The organism is Enterovibrio paralichthyis, assembly GCF_019209835.1.
Classification (GTDB): Bacteria; Pseudomonadota; Gammaproteobacteria; order Enterobacterales; family Vibrionaceae; genus Enterovibrio; species Enterovibrio paralichthyis.
In genome coordinates this window covers 114,737-133,489 of sequence record NZ_JAHUTS010000010.1, presented here as the reverse complement: position 1 = coordinate 133,489, position 18,753 = coordinate 114,737, and the positions used below count along the sequence as shown (strand labels likewise).

The window sequence follows — 18,753 nt, the reverse complement described above, 5'->3', positions numbered from 1 at the left end:
ATGAGCAATGAAATGATTTACGGCATTCACGCCGTTAAAGCCGTACTGGAATCTGACCCGTCGCGCTTTATTGAGGTGTTCGTACTGAAAGGCCGTCAGGATGACCGTGTTTTGCCTGTATTGAACGAACTGACCCGTCTTGGCATCACCATGCAGGAGATGGGGCGCAAAGCACTGGATGACAAAGCGAAGGGGGCATCACACCAGGGGCTGATTGCCCGTGTGAAACCGGGTCGCCAGTACAATGAAAACGATCTGGATATCATCCTCGATGGTAAAGAAAATCCGCTGCTGCTGGTACTCGATGGCGTGACTGACCCTCATAACCTGGGGGCATGTCTGCGTAATGCTGATGCCGCAGGTGTTTGTGCAGTGATCGTGCCGAAAGACAAGTCGGCGCAGCTGAATGCAACGGCACGTAAAGTAGCGGTTGGCGCAGCAGAAGTGGTGCCTTTGGTTCGTGTGACCAACCTGGCCCGCACCATGCGCGCACTGCAGGAAAAAGGTGTCTGGTTTGTTGGTACTGCCGGTGAAGCAACGCACGATGTGTACGATGCGAAATTGACCGGTCCGTTGGCAATTGTGATGGGCGCGGAAGGTGACGGCATGCGCCGCCTGACCCGTGAAACCTGTGACGACCTGATCAGCATCCCGATGGCAGGCAGCGTATCGAGCCTGAACGTGTCAGTCGCCACCGGTATCTGTCTGTTTGAAGCCGTGCGCCAGCGCCGCGGATAATAACAAACAGTTTATCCAAACGTGAAAAACCGCCTCAATGAAGGCGGTTTTTTTTGTGCCCTTACAGTTTGTGTGACTATAGTCAAAAGTGAGACAGCAGTTTTGAGGGCGCTAAAATGCAATGGATTGAATGACGAAAATTAGGCTGGGTATTGTTGGTTTCCTTGCCATTGGCAAGCTGTGGTGGTGGCTCGGATGGTTCGGGAGCGAGCAGTAACTCAACGACTGCAACCAGCGGGGTAATAACCGGTTTTGGCAGTGTGTTTATCAATGGCGTCGAGTACGAAACAACCAATACTTCGATATCGACTGATGACAATGCCGGGGCGACGGAAAGTGAGCTTGAAGTGGGGATGGTGGTGACCATCGATGGCACAGTCAATGATGATGGCGTGACGGGTGAGGCAACCTCAATTCACTATGAAGAACAGCTCAAAGGGCCTCTGGTTGGGACGGTGGATATAGCCAACCGGACGTTTACGGTGTTGGGACAAACCATTATTTATGATGATTTAACCTCCATTGGTTCGTTGGATCTGAGTACGTTGGTTAACGGTGATTTCCTTGAGATCAGCGGCTTTACCCGTGCAGACAATACCCTGTATGCCACCCGGATCGAGAAAGAAACCGGTTCAGTTTCGACATATAAGGTGCAGGGCAATATCCGCAGCCTCAACAATGGTGCGCAAACCTTTGTACTTGGCGGACTCATCATTAACTATTCTTCAGCGAGTTTCGTTCAAACCTCCGCCTCAGCACTGGTCAACGGTATGGCTGTTAGGGTGAAAGGTGATGCAGCAAACTTTAACTCCGGCACCAGCACTTTTACCGTCAATCAGGTTAAATCCAAAGAAGAAAGCTATGAGGATGGTGAACGGGGAAGCCTTGAAGGGTATATCACCGCTTTCACCTCAGTCAGTGATTTTGAGGTCAATGGGGTCGCGGTGACTACTACATCCTCGACCCGTTACGATGACGGCAGTGCCGCGGGACTCGCCTTGAATGTGCGGGTGAAAGTGTTTGGCAGCTTCAACAGTGATGGTGAACTCGTCGCCAGCAAAATTAAGCTGCACAACGCCAGTAAAGTTGGACTCGAAGCCAATGTGACAGCGATTGATATCGGTGCAAGCACTGTTAGCGTGCTCGGGGTCGAATTTGTCATTACCAATCAAACCAAAATGGAAGATGACTCTTCTGACAATGAACGCTTTTTCGATATCAACGATGTCAGTGTTGGTGACTTTGTGAAAGTGAAAGGGTTTGAAAGCAGCAGCGGGGATTACGTCGCCGCATTGTTTGAGCGTAAAAACGATGACAACGACAACCCGGAAATCAAAGGCAAAGTGACAGCGGTATCTGGCAGCAGCATCAGTCTGTTGGGGTTGACTCTCACGGTCGATGGCAGCACCACCTACAGTGGCGGTATCTCCGCTATCGGTGATATTTCCGTGGGTGATACGCTGGAGATAGAAGCAACGGATGCCTTGTTGGCCGTGAGTGTTGAGTTAGACGACTGAGCGCAATCGTGATTGCGGTTTTACCAAAGGCAGCAGACGCTGCCTTTTGTCTTTTTTATCGCCATCAATGAGTTGCTATAGAAAACATTTCACTTGCTTCAATCGTCGATTCTCTGTACTATCCTGCCTCCAAATTCCCGGTCTTTTACTTTCGTTCCTTGCTTCCGCTGGATGACTGGGCCAAGCGTGGAAGCTGAATAATCCGTAAGGAGCAACCAATGCGTCATTACGAAATCGTATTCATGGTGCACCCTGATCAAAGCGAGCAAGTTGCTGGCATGATCGAGCGTTACACTGGTTCTATCAAAGAGTCAGGTGGTCAGATCCACCGTCTGGAAGACTGGGGCCGTCGTCAACTGGCTTACCCAATCAACAAACTGCACAAAGCACACTACGTTCTGATGAACGTTGAAGCTGAGCAATCAGTTGTTGATGAGCTGGAAACTGCGTTCCGCTTCAACGACGCTGTGATCCGTAACATGATCATGCGTACCAAAGGCGCTATCACTGAGCCATCTGTAATGATGAAGGCTAAAGAAGAGCGCGCACCACGTCGCGAAGAGCGTGCTGAAGCACAATCTGAAGACGAAGCAGCAGCTGAGTAATTTGATTTGATGACCAATCGGATTGAGCTGGCCGGTGTTCTCACCCAAGGCCCGATTCGAAAACAGAGTCCTGCCGGAATACCTCATTGTCACTTTGTGCTTGAGCATCGTTCGGAACAACAGGAAGCTGGATTGTCGCGGCAAGTCTACTGCCGGTTACCGGTAGTAGTGAGCGGGCAAGGGTCGCAAAGCAAAACACAGCATTTAGCTCTTGGCAGTAACATTAAGGTAAGTGGTTTTCTCGCTTATCAGACCGGCCGAAATGGCGCAGGTAAATTAGTGTTACATGCCGACAACATCATAGATATTTAGATCAGGAGATAAGCCCATGGCACGTTTCTTCCGTCGTCGTAAATTCTGCCGTTTCACTGCAGAAGGCGTACAAGAGATCGATTACAAAGACGTAGCGACTCTGAAAAACTACATCACCGAAGCTGGTAAAATCGTACCTAGCCGTATCACTGGTACCCGTGCTAAGTACCAGCGTCAGCTGGCACGCGCTATCAAGCGTTCACGTTACCTGGCTCTGCTGCCATACACTGACAAACATCAGTAATCGGCACTGTCCAAGTTAATAGAGGAATAGATAATGCAAGTTATTCTGCTTGATAAAATCGCTAACCTGGGTGGTCTGGGTGATCAGGTAACTGTTAAGTCTGGTTACGCACGTAACTTCCTTATCCCACAAGGTAAGGCAGTAATGGCAACTAAAGCTAACGTTGAGCACTTTGAAGCACGTCGTGCGGATCTGGAAGCGAAAGTAGCTGAAGCTCTGGCTGCTGCAGAAGCACGCGCAGAGAAAGTTGCTGCACTGGAAGTGGTTGAAATCGCTTCTAAAGCTGGTGACGAAGGTAAACTGTTCGGTTCTATCGGTACTCGTGACATCGCTGACGCTGTAACTGCAGCTGGCGTTGCTGTAGCGAAGAGCGAAGTTCGCCTGCCAGAAGGTGCACTGCGTAACACTGGTGAATACGAAATCAGCCTGCAACTGCACTCTGAAGTATTCGCTACTGTTAAAGTTAACGTTGTTGCTGAGTAATTCAGAAGCACGTAGCTTTGAAAAGACCGGCCTTATGGCCGGTTTTTTTGTGCCTGGAATTTGGGAAAGTGAGCCTAGGAAAAGCAAAAGCGGCCCTGGTTCCTAGGACAAGAAGGTCCTAGGAAAGAGCAATTAGCTGCCTCTATGCGGATACCATCCAAAATCTTGCAGTACCCAGTACCCAGTACCCAGTACCCAGTACCCAGTACCCAGTACCCAGTACCCAGGACCTAGAACTTGTACACCATACTCACAGTGAAAATTGAATCGCGGTTTTTCAGCCCGGGTGGCACTTCATTGATGTAGTTTTGGGTGGTGCTGACCTTGATGGCCAGATCGCCAATCAAACGGGTAGACACCGCAGCCCGTGCTTCAAAGCTGGTGTTGCTGGGGCCGTAAATCGCTGTAATACGTCCTTCAAACAAAGCAGAGTCTGTCATCTGCCACGTCAGCGCAGCCTGTCCGCGGGCAATGAATTCGCGCACGTCGTTGGGCAGGATCAGATCATCGTCATCGATTTCGTCGAGGTTGGGGGTCTGGTAACGAAAACCAGGGCCAAGCTCCAGCAGCAAAGACAAATCTTCCCGCCACAAAGCTTGATAACCCAAGCCGACCGCAACAATCATGTCCTCGAAATAAGGGCCATATTTGTCGTCGGTAAAGGTGATGTTTCCCCACACATAGCGTTTAGGGTCAAACTTGTAGTTGGCCTGGCTTTCCAGTTCGCTTTTGCGCTTGTCTTCCTCGCCGTCTTTTTCAACCAGAAGGAATTTTGCCTCGGAGGTATGACGGTAAGGGCCTTCGGTATAATTCACCCCAAGGCGGCTGTTCAGGGTTAGGGAGTCCGAGTTACCGGCAAGCGCCTGAAGCCCGAGTTCTACCTGAGACTGCCACGGATCATCCACTTCCGCATGGGCAAACAAAGGCAGTATGACCAGACAAAACAGAGACGCGTTTAACTGCGACGACGTCATATGGGTTACCATTACAACAACAAGACGCGCATTCTAGCGGAAACCGCCTGAAAATGGTCAGCAACAAGTTAAATTGGCAGGTAAAAAGTTGTCGCTTCCGCACCCGTCGTACCGATAGTTATTCTGGAAAGGTTCTGGGTATAATGGCGGGCGAAATGACAAGGTAATAAGTGATATGGCAGAGCAACGCAGCAAGCAATTTAACTCCAGCAAACCCAGAGACCGTCAGGTGGATGCCCTCAAGGTACCGCCGCATTCGCTCGAAGCCGAGCAGTCGGTGATCGGTGGCTTGATGCTGGATAACGAGCGCTGGGACAGCGTCGCAGAAAAAGTGGTCGCGTCCGACTTTTACAGCCGTCCGCACCGCCTGATTTTTGAAGGCACCAAACAACTGCTGGAATCCGGTCAACCGCTTGACCTTATCACTCTTTCTGAGCACCTTGAAAAGCACAGCCAACTGGATGAAGTGGGCGGTTTTGCCTACCTGGCTGAGCTGGCGAAAAATACCCCGAGTGCGGCAAACATTGTGGCTTATGCGGATATTGTCCGCGAGCGCGCCATGGTGCGTAACCTGATCAGCGTGGCGAACGAGATTGCCGATGCCGGTTACGAGCCAGATGGCCGTACCTCAGAAGATTTGCTCGACATGGCGGAAAGCAAGGTATTCGCCATTGCCGAATCGCGTACCTCGGAAAACGAAGGCCCGCAGAACATTGACAGCGTGCTGTCCAAAACCCTTGAACGTATTGAAATCCTGTTCAAATCGCCACAGGACGGTGTGACGGGTGTGTCCACCGGTTTTGCCGACTTGAACAAGAAAACCGCCGGTCTGCAGGGCTCGGATCTCATCATTGTGGCGGCGCGTCCGTCGATGGGTAAAACCACTTTTGCGATGAACCTGTGTGAAAATGCCGCCATGGATCAGGAAAAGCCAGTCCTGATTTTCTCCCTTGAGATGCCTGCTGAACAGCTGATGATGCGTATGCTGGCATCGCTTTCCCGCGTTGATCAGACCAAAATCCGTACCGGTCAGCTTGATGACGAGGACTGGGCGCGTATTTCGTCGACCATGGGTATTCTGATGCAGAAGAAGAATATGTACATCGATGACAGCTCCGGCCTGACCCCAACGGACGTGCGCTCCCGTGCCCGCCGTGTGGCGCGTGAGCACGGTGGTCTGTCGATGATCATGGTCGACTACCTCCAGCTGATGCGTGTGCCTGGCCTTCAAGATAACCGTACCCTGGAAATCGCCGAGATCAGCCGCTCGCTTAAAGCGCTGGCGAAAGAATTGAATGTGCCCGTGGTTGCCCTGTCGCAGCTTAACCGCTCGCTGGAGCAACGTGCCGACAAACGCCCAGTTAACTCTGACTTGCGTGAATCGGGGGCGATCGAGCAGGATGCCGACCTTATCATGTTCATCTATCGTGATGAGGTATATCATCCGGAAAGCCCGCTTAAGGGAATAGCGGAAATCATTATCGGTAAGCAGCGTAACGGCCCTATCGGCAGCGTGCGCCTCACCTTCCAGGGACAATACTCCCGCTTCGATAACTACGCAGGTCCTGCGTTTGATGAAGAATAACCGCGAGGTAGTATGAAAGCGGCCACGGCCATCATCCATACAGCGGCGCTGAACCATAACATTGACGTTATCCGCGCCCTGGCTCCAAACAGTCGTGTCTGGGCAGCCGTGAAAGCCAATGGTTACGGCCATGGTCTGGTACCGGTTGCCAAGGCCTTGTCTTCACAGGCGGATGGCTTTGGCGTTGCCCGGTTGGAGGAAGCCGTAGCCCTACGGGCAGGCGGAATTACGAAGCCCATCCTGTTGCTGGAAGGGTTTTATTCTGCCAGCGACCTGCCAGCCGTCAGTACCCACAACCTGCAAACGGCAGTGCATTGTATTGAACAGCTTGAGGCACTTGAAAAAGCGCATCTTGAGCATCCGCTTCAGGTCTGGCTCAAATTCGATACAGGCATGCATCGCCTTGGGGTTCGTCCAGAGCAGGCGCATGAGTTTATCGAGCGCCTCAATGCCTGTCCTAACGTGGCAAAACCGCTGCATTTTATGAGCCACTTTGGATGTGCCGATGAACCGGAAAAGCCGCTGACCCAACAGCAAATCGATTTGTTTGCACAACTGACAGACGGTCAGCCTGGGTTCAAGTCTCTGGCTGCCTCTTCAGGTAGCCTTACCATTCCAGCCAGTCACTTTGATTTTGTCCGTCCGGGGATCAGCCTGTATGGCATTTCGCCAATGGCTGAACGTACGGGGAAATCGTTTGGCCTCAAGCCGGTGATGACCATGACATCCAGCCTTATCGCCGTCCGTGAAGCGAAAAAGGGCGAGTCGATTGGTTATGGCGCGCGCTGGACAGCGGAGCGTGATACTAAGCTTGGCGTTGTCGCGATTGGTTATGGGGATGGTTATCCGCGCGTGGCGCCGAATGGTACGCCTGTGCTGGTCAACGGCCGCCGCGTGACCATAGCTGGCCGCGTTTCCATGGACATGCTGACCGTGGATCTGGGGCCGGAGGCAACAGACCGTGTCGGTGATGAAGTGATCCTCTGGGGAGAAGACCTCCCAGTGGAGGAAATTGCGCAACATGTCGGTACCATCGGCTATGAGCTGGTGACCAACCTGACCTCACGCGTTGAGATTGTATATACCCAAACGACCTGAAGTAAGTTGTAGGTAGTGAAAAGAACATTGAATTCTAAGGCCGCAACCTTGGTTGCGGCTTTTTTTTGTGCGCTTGCAGGGAAGCCTGCATTTGCCGATAACCGTTCCGATGCGCCACCGGATATCGAAGTGGTGCCTCTGGCATTTTCCACTGAAGTGATGGGCTTTTCTGCCGGCATGGCCGGGCTTTGGAAAGGAGCAGGACAGCCCCAGGCCTCCCTGTTTGCTGCCGGTCTTGGTACCACCAAAGGCACCTGGATGGGCTTTGTGGCCGCGAATAACTACCAGTTGTCGGCAGACAGCCGCTGGTTGCTCGGAGGGCAGTTTTACGAGGCGGATTTCAAACAGTTTGATTTCTACCTCGGCCATGCCGCGGCCAATGACTCCCCTTACAATGGGCGGACAACCGCAGACAGCCGGGATGCCCAGCATCACCTGTCGTTCCGTTACATCCTGCCGTGGGGCGCCGCAACCGAAAACCCTATCCGTGCTGCGTTATCGCCAGTACGAGAGGTGACTGGCTCAGCACCGCGGGAAAGCGGGGTTTCCTCAGTTGAGTTCCGCCCTTTCTATCATTCCCGCACCCTGACCGGAGAGGGCGTGAATGCACCCAGTGCGTTTTCAGATGCGACGTCGGTTCGTGGCCTGGAAACCCGCTTTAAATGGGACAACCGAGACAGCAGCAACCGTCCGACGACAGGCAGTGCGAGTGAACTGATCGTGTCATTTGACCCTGGTAGTGATGACAGTGTGAGCTGGTGGAAGTGGGAAGCAAACCAGAGTTGGTTCTGGGATGTGGGCGAGTGGGACAGTATCGCAAAAGAGCAGGTGCTTGCACTCAATGTTTACACGGCAGATACCCCAAGCTGGAACGACACCTCGACAATCAACGGCCAGCTTGAATTCCGCCGTCCGCCGGAGTTTGCTGCAGCACGGCTTGGTGGATTGTACCGCCTACGCAGCTTCCAGTCCGGCCGCTACGCCGACCGTTCCGCACTGAGCTACAGTGCGGAATACCGGGTCATCCCGGAATGGCAACCGCTGGGCGACCTGCCGGTGTTTAACTGGTATCAGGTGCCATGGTGGCAATGGGTACTGTTTGCGGATGTGGGGCGTGTGGCCGACGACTACGATTTGGCGACACTGCATCAGGACATGAAATGGAGCGCCGGGGCGGCGATGCGTTTCCAGGTAGAAGGGATCGTTGTGCGATCGGAAATGGCCGTCGGCAGTGAAGAGGGCATGTTCCGGGTGATGATAAACCAGCCCTTCTGAATATGAAGGCGGGACTGTCCATCCCGCCCTTTCTTTATTCGCCCTGCAGCGTGACAACAATGCGCCGCGACCCACCATGGTCACGGTGCTCCCCAAGGTAAATGCCCTGCCAGGTGCCCAATGCCAATCGCCCATTGGTGATGGGAACCGTTACGCTGGCGCCGAGCAGTGAGGCTTTGATATGCGCCGGCATGTCATCGTCGCCTTCGTAGGTGTGTTGGTAATACGGCGCTCGCTCAGGCACAGCGCGGTCGAAATGGGCATCCATATCACTGCGCACTGTCGGGTCCGCATTCTCATTAATGGTCAGGCTGGCCGAGGTGTGCTGGATAAAGAAATTCGCCAGTCCCACTGACAAGGATTTAAGCTCGGGAAGCTGCTGTAACAGCTCATCTGTCACAAGGTGAAAGCCGCGCGGACGGGCGCGAAGGGTAATGTTTTTTTGTGTCCACATTTAAAACAACCATCCTCACGGAAATTGCGTAAAGTTCAGGACAACCATGATAGCCAAATGCTGGGCAACGCAATAACTGGTTATCTCTCGAACACTGACCTAGCGCAAAATAGTAGCGATATAAACATGACAACATGTCACGCCCTAGCGTTGATGCGATCAACGTCGTAACATGACGCAATTCTGGAGGTAGCCCTGTGGCTGCCGACCTCTGTAAGACGCGGGAGGGCAGTGCCCGCGATAACAGACTCTGTCTACAAAGGAACAATAACTATGTTGAAGTCCATCAATCCGACGCAAACCGCGGCATGGAAAGCACTGACCGCTCACTTTGAAGATGCGCAGGATTTGACCCTAACCTCGCTGTTTGCCAACGACGAAAACCGTTTTGACAAATTCTCGGTTCAGTTCGGTGACGATATCCTGCTGGATTACTCGAAAAACCTGATCAGTGAGCAGACGCTGGACAAACTGTTCGCGCTGGCGGATGAAACCGAAGTGAAAAGCGCGATTGAAGCGATGTTCCGCGGTGACAAAATCAACCACACTGAAGGCCGTTCAGTACTTCACGTTGCTCTGCGCAACCGCAGCAACAGCCCAATCGTGGTTGATGGCGAAGACGTAATGCCAGCGGTTAACGCGGTACTGGCGAAGATGAAGAGCTTCTCTGACCGTGTGATTGGCGGCGAGTGGAAAGGTTACACCGGCAAAGAAATCACTGACGTAGTGAACATCGGTATCGGTGGCTCTGACCTGGGCCCTTACATGGTGAGCGAAGCGCTGGCGGCGTACAAAACCCGTCTTAACCTGCACTTCGTGTCCAACGTTGACGGTACCCATATTGCAGAAACCCTGAAAGGTCTGAACCCGGAAACCACCCTGTTCCTGATCGCATCAAAAACCTTCACCACCCAGGAAACCATGACCAACGCACTGTCTGCGCGTGACTGGTTCCTGGCAACGGCAGAAGATCAGGCGCACGTGGCGAAGCACTTCGCTGCCCTGTCTACCAACGGTCAGGCTGTGTCTGAGTTCGGTATCGACACCGACAACATGTTCGAGTTCTGGGACTGGGTTGGCGGCCGCTACTCACTGTGGTCTGCGATTGGTCTGTCTATCTGTCTGTCTATTGGCTACGACAACTTCATTGAGCTGCTGGCCGGTGCACACGACATGGACAACCACTTCCAGAGCGCACCGTTCACCGAAAACCTGCCTGTGCTGCTGGCACTGATTGGCGTGTGGTACAACAACTTCCACGGCGCAGAATCGGAAGCTATCCTGCCTTACGATCAGTACCTGCACCGTTTCGCAGCGTACTTCCAGCAAGGCAACATGGAATCTAACGGTAAGTATGTTGACCGTGACGGCAACCCTGTTGATTACCAGACTGGCCCAATCATCTGGGGCGAGCCGGGCACCAACGGCCAGCACGCGTTCTACCAGCTGATCCACCAAGGCACCAAACTGATCCCATGTGACTTCATTGCGCCTGCGATCAGCCACAACCCGCTGAGCGATCACCATCCAAAACTGATGGCGAACTTCTTCGCGCAAACCGAAGCACTGGCATTCGGTAAGACCCGTGAGCAGGTTGAAGCAGAATTTGTGGCTGCTGGTAAGTCGGCAGAAGAAATCGCCGAGCTGGCATCGTTCAAAGTGTTTGAAGGTAACCGTCCAACCAACTCCATTCTGGTGAAACAAATCACCCCACGCACCCTGGGTGCGCTGATTGCTATGTACGAACACAAGATCTTCGTACAGGGCGTGATTTGGAACATCTACAGCTTCGATCAGTGGGGCGTTGAGCTGGGCAAACAACTGGCGAACCAAATCCTGCCTGAACTGGCAGATCAGGACGAAGTGACGAGCCACGACAGCTCAACCAACGGTCTGATCAACACGTTCAAACAATGGCGTGCATAAGTTGTTGAATAAATGAAAAAAACGCCGCGATAGCGGCGTTTTTTGTATCCAGAATTCGACGATCAGTCGTCGAAGCAGATTTCGATGTAGGCGCGGCCGTATTCAGATTCGAATGGCATGAGAATGATTTGGCCTTCGCTTTTGTGGGTAATGGTGTGCTCACGGCCGGAAACCACAATCGGGGTCGCCATATCAAAGTCGAAACCTTTATCGGCCAGAATGCGCTTAGCACCGCCGGTAACCATGTTGGTGATCTCGCCGACCATGTCCGTCACGTCAGCATCAATACCGGAAGGGCGCTCGCCCAGCATGCGGCTCATGATTTCAAGCGCCAGCTCTTCTTCAAACGTAATAGAAAAAGAGCCCTTGGTTTGTGGGCCAATCATCCCGATCAGACCGGAAACATCACCTTTGGCGACTTCGGTCTTTTTGAGTTGAGGCTTTTTAGGCGTCACTTCCAGTTGTGCCATGGTGGTCAGAACATTCACCAGCGACGTTAAAAAAGGATTTACGAATTCAGCGCGCATAATTGTTATTTTCCGTCCTACTACATTTTTTGTGTCGCCACCTGACAGGCGTGACAAATTCCATGTGTTTCAATAACGTGATGATTCACTGCAAAGCCAGCCTGATGAGCGGCAATCTCAAGGGCTGCTGAGAGTGTATCAACGTGACACTCTTCCACAGTGCCACAGGTATCGCATACCAACAACTGGGAGCAATGTTGCTCATGCCCCGGCAAACAACAGGCGATAAAACTGTTGGTTGACTCTACTTTGTGCACAAACCCCTGAGAAAGCAAAAAATCGAGCGCACGGTAAACCGTCGGGGGTTTAGCCTGTGGCTCAGTCTCTCTTAACACGTCCAGCAGATCATAGGCGCTGATCGCACGCTTACTCTGGACGATGATTTCGTACACCCTCTCACGCTGTGCCGTCAGACGCACACCGCGTTGCTCACAGAGCGACTGGGCCCGGGCAATGAGTTGTGAAAGATTGGCCATAAGACCTCAAAAATCAGGCTGAAGCCGTCATTCTATCACAGCAAACAAAACAAGCACCCGCAAGCCCGTGACCACGGTTCGCCTTTCTACCATTGTAGTGGAAGGTCGATATGAATTTCCGTGCACTTGCTGATTTTTTGAGCTTTTTTCACCACAAAGCGTGACCTGGGTAGTCCGCGGCCGGGAGAAAATGAGATGGGACGGTGTTGGGATGCTGTGTTGATCCCGCATCTTTCCCGCTCGTTTTACTTGCTTTCAAGCTGTCCGCCTTCCAAGTAACATATCGGATAATACGCCAAAAATTACGGAGAAATATCATGGAAGTCAGTCAGGTTGCGTTTATTGGTCTGGGCGTGATGGGGTATCCCATGGCAGGACATCTCGCCAATGCCGGGTTCAGTACCCGCGTGTACAACCGAACCACAGCCAAGGCGCAGCAGTGGGTACAGGAATATGGCGGTGATGTTGGCATTACCCCGAAAGCGGCGGCTCGGGGCGCGCAGGTAGTCGCAATGTGCGTGGGTAACGATAATGACGTGCGCAGCGTGGTATACGGAGAAGAGGGCGTTTTGGCAGGCATGGTGGCTGGCAGTGTGCTGGTGGATCACACTACCACGTCAGCTGAACTGGCTGAAGAGCTGGCAGCAGCCTGTCAGGAAAAAGGCATTCACTTTATTGATGCGCCGGTTTCCGGTGGTCAGGCAGGCGCCGTGAACGGTGCCCTGACCATTATGTGTGGTGGTGATGCTGATATTTTCGGGCAAATTGCCCCGCTGCTGAAAGCCTATGGCAAGCAGGCGACCCTGATGGGCACGCATGGCCAGGGACAACGTTGCAAGATGGTCAACCAAATCTGCATCGCCGGGATCTTGAGTGGCCTGGGTGAAGCTGTGTTGCTGGCGAAAGAGTCCGGCCTTGATGTGGCGCAGGTAGTGGATGTGCTTAAGCATGGTGCCGCGGGTTCCTGGCAAATGGAAAACCGTGCAGTCACCATGGCTGAGGGTAAGTTCGATTTTGGTTTTGCTATCGACTGGATGCGAAAGGATCTGGGGATTTGTCTTGAAGAGGCAAAAAAGCATGGGTTATCCCTGTCGCTAACCGAAAGTGTGGACAGCCGTTATGCAGATCTGCAGCAGCAGGGACTTGGCCGTATGGATACCTCGGTGCTTATCAAATCACTGGGCAAATAGCCCGACACGCCGAAACACACAAAGGCTTTGCGGTTTTGGTGCCCACGATGGATTTCCCAAATGGCTAAGCCGCCTGAAATAAAAAAATCCCTGAGCCTGGCTCAGGGATTTTTGTCTGTTAAGCGTGTCTGCTTAAAAAACCGGTCAGGTTACAGGTAGTAACGTACGCCCAGTTTCCACTCGTTGTTGTCTTCCTGGGTGCCGTCCAGACCGAACTGGTAACCTGCGAAAGTAACAAACTTAGGTGTGAACTTGTATTCAGCCTGGATTGCAGAGGTTGCGTAAACAGTGCTGTCTTTCACTTCGTCAGTCACGGCTTCGTAGTTCACGCTCAGGTTGACACCGTTGCTCAGTGCGTAGCCTGCCAGAAACTCCATTGCATTGGTTTCTGCCAGATCTTCAATCATGTACTCACCCATGGAGTACACACCTGCCAGGTACAGGCCTTTGCCCCATGAACCGTAGCTTGCACTGAAGATGTGAGATTCTGCAGTGTGGATGCCCACATCACCTGTAGTGAAGGCGTAGTTCAGGCCAATCGCTGATACGTTGTAGCTGATCGCTGCCTGCAGGCGCGTGTCGTAAATTGTTTTAACTTTTTCTTTCTCGACTACGTGCTGACCCTGCCAACCCGCTGCCAGTGTCAGTGATTGTGACTCACCCAGTTCCAACGTATTGGTGTAGCTCACCATTTTATCCGCGCGGCCAGTACCCAGGTTCGCGTGGTCGTTGTAGGTGAAGTCGTTGGCGTACGCGATAGGCTTATCGGTTGGCGCAACGGCGTTGTAGTAAGGAGCCCACTGGGTACCTACAACAACTCGGCCAGCATCTTCATGCGTCAGACCGATGTAACCCAGACGGGTAGTGAATGCGTTTGCGCCGTTGGTCAGGTAGTTCAGTGCCCATTCGCCTTTGGCATCAGCAACAAAACCATTGCCCATGTCGTGGGTTGCGTTGAAGTTCAGACGTGGCGACGCTGAAATTACTTCCAGTTCACCGTTTTCTGAGTCGTGAAGCGCGACAGAGACGTGGCCACCAATCGCGAATGTAGAACCGTCTGCATTATAAAGCTCGACTGCAACCGCTTGAGAAGTGAAAACAGAAGAGGCGATAGCAATAGCGAGTAAGTTTTTATTCATTGTTTTTATTTCCATTTAATAAATCGTCTGTTAGGTCCAAAACAGCCAAAAGCGTTGAAAACGCTCATTACTTGTTAACAGGCTCGCCTCGAATGTATTCCATAACTCACTGATTTATTTCATGAAACAATATAAAAAGAACAAAAAATACAATAAATGCGTTACCTTTCAGCTGTTTATGCTGAATCTATGGGTTTGTCATTTACTCAGGTGGCGGGAAAACAAGGTTGATGGGGTTAAATAAATGCATGAGAAAAGGTGCGGCACGCCCAGGATGTCTGCGATTCGCGTCACTCATTTTGACGGTTTTAACGTCGGTGTTTGGTATGTTTAAAGCCTGCTAATGGGAACGCAGCGAAGCAAAAACTGTGCAGTAGTTGTATTGCGAAAGAGACTTCGGGTTTAACCGCTCTGGTATCACAAACTGGATGGGTCTAAGGTAGTACCTACTGTTCAAGGGTCGACTTGTTAGGAAAGGACATGCATTTTACATTCGTCAATCCAACTGTAATTCATTTTGGCAAAGGCCAAATCAGTGCAATCCAAAGTGCCATTCCAGCCAGCAGCAAAGTGCTGGTGATTTACGGTGGTGGCTCGATCAAACGCAACGGCGTGTATGAGCAACTTGCCAAAGCGTTGGAAGGCCATCAATGGCTGGAGTTTTCCGGGGTAGAACCAAACCCGACCCGCGAAACCATGGACAAAGCTGTTGCTATCGTCAAAGAACAAGGCGTGGATTTTATTCTTGCCGTGGGCGGCGGCTCAGTGATTGATGGTTCCAAATTTGTCGCGGCAGCGGCGAAATATGACGGTGACAGTTGGGACATCATGACCGGTAAACACACGGTGTCTGAAGCTTTGCCAGTTGGTGCAATTCTGACGTTGCCGGCGACAGGCTCTGAATCAAACAGTGCAGCGGTAGTGACCTATGCCGCAGAGCAATCAAAGCGTGGCTTTTTCTCGCCAGCGGTACAGCCCAAATTTGCCGTGCTTGACCCTGACGTGATGAAAACCCTGCCAGAGCATCAATTGCTCAATGGCATTGTTGATGCCTGGGTGCATATCTGTGAGCAGTACCTGACCTATCCAACGGGCAATATGGTGCAGGAAGGATACGCTGAAAGCCTGCTTAAAAACCTCTTGGTACTGGGCGCACAGTTCGGTGAGCGCGACAATGATGCGTGGCGTGCAAACCTGATGTGGACAGCCAACCAGGCGCTCAATGGCATGCTGGCTTCCGGTATTCCACATGACTGGGCAACCCATATGATTGGCCATGAACTCACGGCGCTTTGGAATGTTGACCACGCGCGTTCCCTCGCCATCGTCCAGCCCTCACTACTGCGTGACCAACTTGACGCCAAACGCGCCAAGCTCGAACAAATGGGTCGCAATGTGTTTGGATTTGCCGACGCTGACGATCTGGCTGCCAAGACCATTGATGCGATTGAAAGTTTCTACCAATCACTGGGCGTGGATACCCAGTTTGTCGCACCGGATATGACAAAAGCGCAGGCGATTGATGCGGTTATTACCAAACTGGAGGAGAACGGAATGGTGGCGATTGGCGAACACCAGGCCATAACACCTGAGGTTACCCGCCGTATTCTGGACAGCGCATTCCAGTAAAACGAAACGGAATACCCGCCAGCCGGATACCTTATGTATCCGGCTTTTTTGTTTTTGGGGTGTTCCCATAACAGTGGTCAGAGCGTGGGCGCTATCAACATGGGGAGCCCGACAGGGGTTAACCCTTGGTTGATTGGTGGCGTAGTTATCGTCTTGGCTTTTCTGGTGCTGCGTAAGAAATGATTGTTTGTGTCACTAAGAGCCCCGAAGCCCTAGCCCGATTGAAAGTCGCCTTTCGTGCCTGTCCGCAGGACTTTGAGGAGCTAAAAGCCGAAGTCCAGACAGGGCGCGTGAGCCTCTATCAATTAACGGGGGAGGGCTACGACATCACAGTGGCAGGACAAATCATTGGAGAGAGCTATTACCTATGGGGCGTGTCTGGTGTGGGTGTGGTGAAAGGCATCAAAGAATTAACTGAGTATGTGAAAAACGTAGGGCTGACCAGTATTTCTGCTGAGACGTATTTCCCTGCGTTAGCACGCTTGGTTAAGCGCCTGAACACCACAGAAAAAGCCCTTACTAAAACCACGCACCTAACGATGAGAGTGTAACTATGGGTGGTCAATCCAGCTCTAAGAACGTCACCTCGACCAGTAACGTCAGCGGTCAAAATGCCATTTCAGGCAATAACCTTGGCACGGCCATCAGTGGCATTAACGAATCAACGATTAATGTCACGGCGACCGACCACGGGGCCATCGAGAAAAGCCTGTTATTTGCTGAAAATGCAATGAATGGCTCGCTGTCGTTTGCGGGGGATGCCTTAGACGATATGAGCTCGGCCAACTCGGAGAACCTGCAAATGTTGGCAGGGCTTGCGGGTAACCAAGCCGAGCAAAACAAACAAAGCCTCGATTCCGTTATGGAACTGGCGAAATTCAAACAAGACAACGGCCAAAGCAAGACGCGCCAAGAGCAGCTCATCATGTTGGTGGTCATTGCCTTGATTCTAGGAGCGGTGGCCATGATGGCACTGAAGAAACGATGAACTTTGAGTTGAAAGCAAATCAGCCTTATCCAGTGACCATTTCGGGCACGTGGGTGTGGCTTAAGTTCGCAACGGCTGAAATCGTGATGGAAACCAATAGCGGTGAGCGCGTTTCCATTCCTAAAGGTTCAGTGGTGAAAAACGATGCGCTCTTGGGGCGTGTTCTTCTTCATTCACCGCAAGACCAAATCATTGATATTCAATTTGGTAAGGGCGACTTTCAGCCACCAACGGACGGTCAAAGAGTCGTGATTGAATCAGCGCCACCTTTGGAGATAGCGCCAAACCAAAGCGTCGATTTGGGGAGCGTACCTGCTTTGACATTGGAGTCCGGTCAGTCGGTAAAAATCGAATCGCTACCGCCAGTTGAGATTGCATCGAATCAATACATGGCGGTTTCACTCGGTACTCGACCTGTAACGTTGAAGAAAGCGAGCCGAGCTCGGGCGAGTGGCGGTAACTTGCCAATGTCCATTCCTTACCGCTCGACTCGTATCAAAATCACCATCAAAGCGGATGCGAATAACACCGGTGATGTGATTGTGAATGGTGCTTACCCATTGTCACCAAGCGAGACCATTGAGCTTGAATACTCGGGTGTCGTTGAGCTAACAGGCGCGGCGACCGATAGCGCTTACGTTATGGATTGTTACTAATGATTGAAACAGAAATTGCAGCAAAGATTCTCCAAATCATTGGTGAAGGTAGCTCTGTGAACAAAGTAGAGCGACTGACTGAATACGTGCTCGCGCTGGATACGGGGAGCGGCGGCAGTGGTGGCGAGAAAGTGAATATCTTTAAGCCTAAGAGCTTTGACTTGCGACCAATCCCGTATCCCGACGATATGTATGTCGACTACCAACGTAAGGACTGCTTTTCCCTGCGAGAGAAAAAAGGTCTGACGCCCGTTCATTATCGCGACCTTGTGCCGGATTACATCACCGAGCAGGTGTTTGCTGACCCAGTAGGGCACACCAACAAAGAGCTCGAATTGGTGGTGAACATCAGCATTCGTTACCAAATCGCCATCAATGAAGTGGGCTTTGACAACCTCGATAAGTGGGGCGGCCTTGTGATGGATGTGGGCTTTGATGTCGATTCAGAGCCAGAGCTCAGTGACCTCATTGGCCGTGTGCCTGTCTCGGTGACTCGTGACCACGGCAATATCGTGGTGATGTCTGCGAACTACACCAAGGTGATTCGCTTGCCGTTCGGCCACTATCGCCCCGACCAAGCGCGAGAGCTGACGCTTGAGCAGCTCACTTACACGTTCAACAACTTGCGCCTTGCTTGTCAGTTGGATTGGAACCGTGCGGGTTTCACCTTTGAAGAGTATTCAGAAAAAGTGATGTGGAAAGAGAAAGCGATTGAGCTTAACCCGCTTTACATCCATGAGCTCTACGCTGAACCGTTTTGCGTGAGTGTGCTTGATATGAATATCGTCGACGTCATCGAAGAAGAGGACATCCCACAGTGAGAGGGGTAGCGGTGGTCATCATCACGCTTGTCATGGGCGGCGTTCTTTACGTGAACCGGAATAAGAGCGCCGCCATTCAAGAAGCGTTCGACGCAGGTGGTGATGTCCTTCAAGAC

General features: G+C 52.0%; 22 protein-coding genes. 17 read left to right on the top strand and 5 right to left on the bottom strand.

The annotated features are described in order from the left end of the window. The 6 genes from rlmB to rplI all read left to right on the top strand — a co-directional run bounded on the left by rlmB (position 1) and on the right by rplI (position 3,899). Positions 1-738 carry a 23S rRNA (guanosine(2251)-2'-O)-methyltransferase RlmB gene (gene rlmB / locus KU854_RS13755; RefSeq protein WP_067419448.1) on the top strand — a complete coding sequence of 246 codons (738 nt, stop codon included), beginning with the start codon at positions 1-3 and terminating at the stop codon, positions 736-738. A gap of 152 nt (positions 739-890) precedes the next feature. Beyond that, positions 891-2,255 carry a DUF5666 domain-containing protein gene (locus tag KU854_RS13750; protein ID WP_218359067.1) on the top strand — a complete coding sequence of 455 codons (1,365 nt, stop codon included), beginning with the start codon at positions 891-893 and terminating at the stop codon, positions 2,253-2,255. Positions 2,256-2,473: 218 nt separating this feature from the next. Continuing rightward, positions 2,474-2,860 carry a 30S ribosomal protein S6 gene (gene rpsF, locus KU854_RS13745; RefSeq protein WP_054779527.1) on the top strand — a complete coding sequence of 129 codons (387 nt, stop codon included), beginning with the start codon at positions 2,474-2,476 and terminating at the stop codon, positions 2,858-2,860. Positions 2,861-2,869: 9 nt separating this feature from the next. Beyond that, positions 2,870-3,172 carry a primosomal replication protein N gene (gene priB, locus KU854_RS13740; protein WP_218359066.1) on the top strand — a complete coding sequence of 101 codons (303 nt, stop codon included), beginning with the start codon at positions 2,870-2,872 and terminating at the stop codon, positions 3,170-3,172. A gap of 16 nt (positions 3,173-3,188) precedes the next feature. Further along, positions 3,189-3,416 carry a 30S ribosomal protein S18 gene (rpsR, locus tag KU854_RS13735; RefSeq protein ID WP_002539422.1) on the top strand — a complete coding sequence of 76 codons (228 nt, stop codon included), beginning with the start codon at positions 3,189-3,191 and terminating at the stop codon, positions 3,414-3,416. Positions 3,417-3,449: 33 nt separating this feature from the next. After that, the gene (rplI, locus tag KU854_RS13730) at positions 3,450-3,899 is read left to right on the top strand and encodes a 50S ribosomal protein L9 (RefSeq protein WP_054779528.1); all 450 of its coding nucleotides are present in this window, start codon (positions 3,450-3,452) and stop codon (positions 3,897-3,899) included. Positions 3,900-4,129: 230 nt separating this feature from the next. On the opposite strand, the gene KU854_RS13725 is transcribed toward rplI, so the two are convergent. Further along, on the bottom strand, positions 4,130-4,873 hold the full coding sequence (locus KU854_RS13725; RefSeq protein ID WP_218359065.1) for a DUF481 domain-containing protein: 744 nt from the start codon (positions 4,871-4,873) through the stop codon (positions 4,130-4,132). A gap of 175 nt (positions 4,874-5,048) precedes the next feature. On the opposite strand from KU854_RS13725, the gene KU854_RS13720 reads away from it, so the two are divergent. Genes KU854_RS13720 through KU854_RS13710 form a run of 3 tightly spaced genes read left to right on the top strand, consistent with a single transcriptional unit; the run spans position 5,049 to position 8,831 of the window. Next, on the top strand, positions 5,049-6,458 hold the full coding sequence (locus tag KU854_RS13720; protein WP_054779529.1) for a replicative DNA helicase: 1,410 nt from the start codon (positions 5,049-5,051) through the stop codon (positions 6,456-6,458). Positions 6,459-6,470: 12 nt separating this feature from the next. Next, positions 6,471-7,556: an alanine racemase gene (gene alr / locus KU854_RS13715; RefSeq protein ID WP_218359064.1), complete on the top strand. Its 1,086-nt coding sequence runs from the start codon at positions 6,471-6,473 to the stop codon at positions 7,554-7,556. A gap of 27 nt (positions 7,557-7,583) precedes the next feature. Beyond that, positions 7,584-8,831, top strand: a complete 1,248-nt coding sequence (locus KU854_RS13710; protein WP_255555559.1) for a BamA/TamA family outer membrane protein — start codon at positions 7,584-7,586, stop codon at positions 8,829-8,831. Positions 8,832-8,865: 34 nt separating this feature from the next. Here KU854_RS13710 and KU854_RS13705 read toward each other — a convergent pair whose 3' ends face one another. Beyond that, positions 8,866-9,285 carry a secondary thiamine-phosphate synthase enzyme YjbQ gene (locus tag KU854_RS13705; RefSeq protein ID WP_218359063.1) on the bottom strand — a complete coding sequence of 140 codons (420 nt, stop codon included), beginning with the start codon at positions 9,283-9,285 and terminating at the stop codon, positions 8,866-8,868. A gap of 273 nt (positions 9,286-9,558) precedes the next feature. Here KU854_RS13705 and pgi point away from each other — a divergent pair, with 273 nt between their 5' ends. Further along, on the top strand, positions 9,559-11,211 hold the full coding sequence (gene pgi, locus KU854_RS13700) for a glucose-6-phosphate isomerase (RefSeq protein ID WP_218359062.1): 1,653 nt from the start codon (positions 9,559-9,561) through the stop codon (positions 11,209-11,211). A gap of 62 nt (positions 11,212-11,273) precedes the next feature. On the opposite strand, the gene KU854_RS13695 is transcribed toward pgi, so the two are convergent. Both KU854_RS13695 and zur read right to left on the bottom strand, forming a co-directional pair. Next, entirely contained in the window at positions 11,274-11,738 is a 465-nt protein-coding gene (locus KU854_RS13695) for a chemotaxis protein CheX (RefSeq protein WP_054779531.1), read from the bottom strand. Positions 11,739-11,758: 20 nt separating this feature from the next. Next, positions 11,759-12,214 (bottom strand): zinc uptake transcriptional repressor Zur, encoded by a 456-nt coding sequence (gene zur / locus KU854_RS13690; protein ID WP_218359061.1) that lies wholly within the window; start codon positions 12,212-12,214, stop codon positions 11,759-11,761. A 317-nt stretch (positions 12,215-12,531) separates the two neighbouring features. On the opposite strand from zur, the gene KU854_RS13685 reads away from it, so the two are divergent. Beyond that, positions 12,532-13,404: an NAD(P)-dependent oxidoreductase gene (locus tag KU854_RS13685; protein WP_218359060.1), complete on the top strand. Its 873-nt coding sequence runs from the start codon at positions 12,532-12,534 to the stop codon at positions 13,402-13,404. Positions 13,405-13,553: 149 nt separating this feature from the next. Here the strand turns inward: KU854_RS13685 and KU854_RS13680 are convergent, their stop codons facing one another. Continuing rightward, positions 13,554-14,543, bottom strand: a complete 990-nt coding sequence (locus tag KU854_RS13680; RefSeq protein ID WP_218359059.1) for a porin — start codon at positions 14,541-14,543, stop codon at positions 13,554-13,556. A 480-nt stretch (positions 14,544-15,023) separates the two neighbouring features. Between KU854_RS13680 and KU854_RS13675 the strand changes: the two genes are divergently transcribed. The 6 genes from KU854_RS13675 to KU854_RS13650 are packed head-to-tail and all read left to right on the top strand — an operon-like array spanning position 15,024 to position 18,637. After that, positions 15,024-16,172: an iron-containing alcohol dehydrogenase gene (locus KU854_RS13675; RefSeq protein ID WP_218359058.1), complete on the top strand. Its 1,149-nt coding sequence runs from the start codon at positions 15,024-15,026 to the stop codon at positions 16,170-16,172. A 33-nt stretch (positions 16,173-16,205) separates the two neighbouring features. Continuing rightward, on the top strand, positions 16,206-16,355 hold the full coding sequence (locus KU854_RS13670; RefSeq protein WP_218359057.1) for a hypothetical protein: 150 nt from the start codon (positions 16,206-16,208) through the stop codon (positions 16,353-16,355). Further along, a complete protein-coding gene (locus KU854_RS13665; RefSeq protein WP_218359056.1) occupies positions 16,352-16,723 on the top strand; it encodes a DNAase in 372 nt (123 codons plus the stop codon). Before KU854_RS13670 ends, KU854_RS13665 begins: the two co-directional genes overlap by 4 nt. A 2-nt stretch (positions 16,724-16,725) precedes the next feature. Then, the gene (locus tag KU854_RS13660; protein WP_159739254.1) at positions 16,726-17,160 is read left to right on the top strand and encodes a chemotaxis protein; all 435 of its coding nucleotides are present in this window, start codon (positions 16,726-16,728) and stop codon (positions 17,158-17,160) included. After that, positions 17,157-17,816 (top strand): hypothetical protein, encoded by a 660-nt coding sequence (locus tag KU854_RS13655; protein WP_218359055.1) that lies wholly within the window; start codon positions 17,157-17,159, stop codon positions 17,814-17,816. The genes KU854_RS13660 and KU854_RS13655 overlap by 4 nt, the downstream gene beginning before the upstream one ends. Beyond that, positions 17,816-18,637 carry a hypothetical protein gene (locus KU854_RS13650; RefSeq protein ID WP_218359054.1) on the top strand — a complete coding sequence of 274 codons (822 nt, stop codon included), beginning with the start codon at positions 17,816-17,818 and terminating at the stop codon, positions 18,635-18,637. Before KU854_RS13655 ends, KU854_RS13650 begins: the two co-directional genes overlap by 1 nt. Positions 18,638-18,753 lie beyond the last annotated feature (116 nt).